Annotated in this window: 3 protein-coding genes; 1 reads left to right on the top strand and 2 read right to left on the bottom strand. The window is 67.0% G+C overall.

Annotated features, from left to right (window positions below):
* The coding region (locus tag ACQKIP_RS47365; protein WP_427745858.1) for a DoxX family protein at positions 1-421 on the bottom strand (421 nt) is incomplete at its 3' end.
* Positions 422-916: 495 nt separating this feature from the next.
* On the opposite strand from ACQKIP_RS47365, the gene ACQKIP_RS47360 reads away from it, so the two are divergent.
* Positions 917-1,072 (top strand): DUF6131 family protein, encoded by a 156-nt coding sequence (locus tag ACQKIP_RS47360; RefSeq protein WP_365862134.1) that lies wholly within the window; start codon positions 917-919, stop codon positions 1,070-1,072.
* 89 nt (positions 1,073-1,161) lie between these two features.
* Here the strand turns inward: ACQKIP_RS47360 and ACQKIP_RS47355 are convergent.
* Positions 1,162-1,436 (bottom strand): hypothetical protein (locus ACQKIP_RS47355; protein WP_427745857.1); only part of this gene is annotated, 275 nt, incomplete at its 5' end.

Raw genomic sequence — 1,436 nt, 5'->3', positions numbered from 1 at the left:
GTGTGCGGTAGGCGAGAGAGGGCTTGCCATGTGTGTCAGCCGTCGCAATGAGGAGGCCGCCGAACAGCGAGAGGTTCTTGAGGAACTGAGTGCGCTGGGCCGCCCGCCGATCCTGGTCCTTCTCCTTCCACCAGGCATGCCCGGCGAGGGTCGTCGGCACGAGCGAACCGGCCAGCGCCAGGGCGGCGAGACGCGGAACGCGTCCGGTCGCGAGCATCAGCCCGGCGCCTACCTGGACCGCGCCGTTGACGCGGACCAGCTGTTCCGGATTCTCGGTGAGCCCGGGGATGCGAAAGGCCACAGGGACCGCCACCGGTTCGGCTGCGGGGGCCACGCGTTTGGGGTCTCGAAGAGTGCTCCAGCCTCCGGCAAGGAAGACAGAAGCGAGCATTGGTCGGGCGATTTTCCTGAGAACGGCCATACCTACCGGTCACCCGCAATCCGCGAACTCAAACGGACGTTACGCCTGCCGTGGTCCAGGTGCGGCTTCTTGCCTGCGTCCCTCGCCCCTGCCTTCAGGGCCGGGCAGGCGGGGTCGGGTATGGCGGTGCCGGGGCGGACCGGCGCTGCGTGCAGCAGCAGGTCGGTCACAGGACCGGAGCGGACGGGACCTCGCGCGTCTCGGTCACAGACTCGATCTGCGTGCGGCCCTGCTGTGCCGCCGGGGCCCCATGGGGCCGGTCGGACGGGGGTGGTCCATCGGCAGACGGCCGCGTATTCGATGAGCGACGACAAAGCGAGCTTGTCCGTGCATGGGCAAGTCAAGGAGGGGCACACGGAGGTCGCGCGGCAATGAACCGGCAACCGCACAGTTCGCGGACAGCGGGTTTACCTGATCCGGGCTGTGCAGAGGACGCAAGACGCGGGCCGGAAAGAAGGCCGCGCATCTCGACATAACTTGACGTTAGGAATCCGCATGATTGTCCTTGGCGCCATCTTGCTCATCATCGGTCTGCTGGCCGGTATCTCCTTGCTGACGACAGTGGGCGGCATTCTCGTCGTGGTCGGCGCTGTCCTGTGGGTCCTGGGCGCCAGCGGCCGCGCGGTGGGGGGACGCAAGCACTATTTCTAGCCGGGACGGTCGTGTCCCCTGCGGGTCCTTCCTCTCCGTTCGTGAGAGGAAGGACCCTTCGTGCGTCGCGAAGGCCCCCTGGGCCCCGGCTAGCCGAAGAGGTTGACGCCCTTCTTGTCCGCGAGAGCTTGGAGCTTCTCCACGTCGTCGGCGGGGACGTAGACGAACGCCTGGAGCCCCTCTTCTCCTCGGCGCAGGATGTAGGTGGCGAAGCTGTCGGTCATCTCCGTGCCGTCGCTGTCGTAGAAGAGCCACCGCACGCGGACGAGGAAGATGGCGTCGCTGAGCTGCTGATGGTCGAGGCGTTCGTATCCGACGGAGGCCAGGCCGAGCTTGCGGTAGAGGGGGTAGGACTGCTCCAGTC

The sequence above is a fragment of the Streptomyces sp. NPDC059900 genome, from assembly GCF_050270335.1.
In the GTDB taxonomy this organism is placed as follows: Bacteria; Actinomycetota; Actinomycetes; order Streptomycetales; family Streptomycetaceae; genus Streptomyces.
Note: the sequence above shows the minus strand (reverse complement) of the source record. Positions and strands in the feature narration are given on the sequence as shown.

Excerpts from the sequence above, each read along its gene's own strand:
- ACQKIP_RS47360 (WP_365862134.1), top strand. The coding sequence starts at position 917 with ATGATTGTCCTTGGCGCCATCTTGCTCATCATCGGTCTGCTGGCCGGT.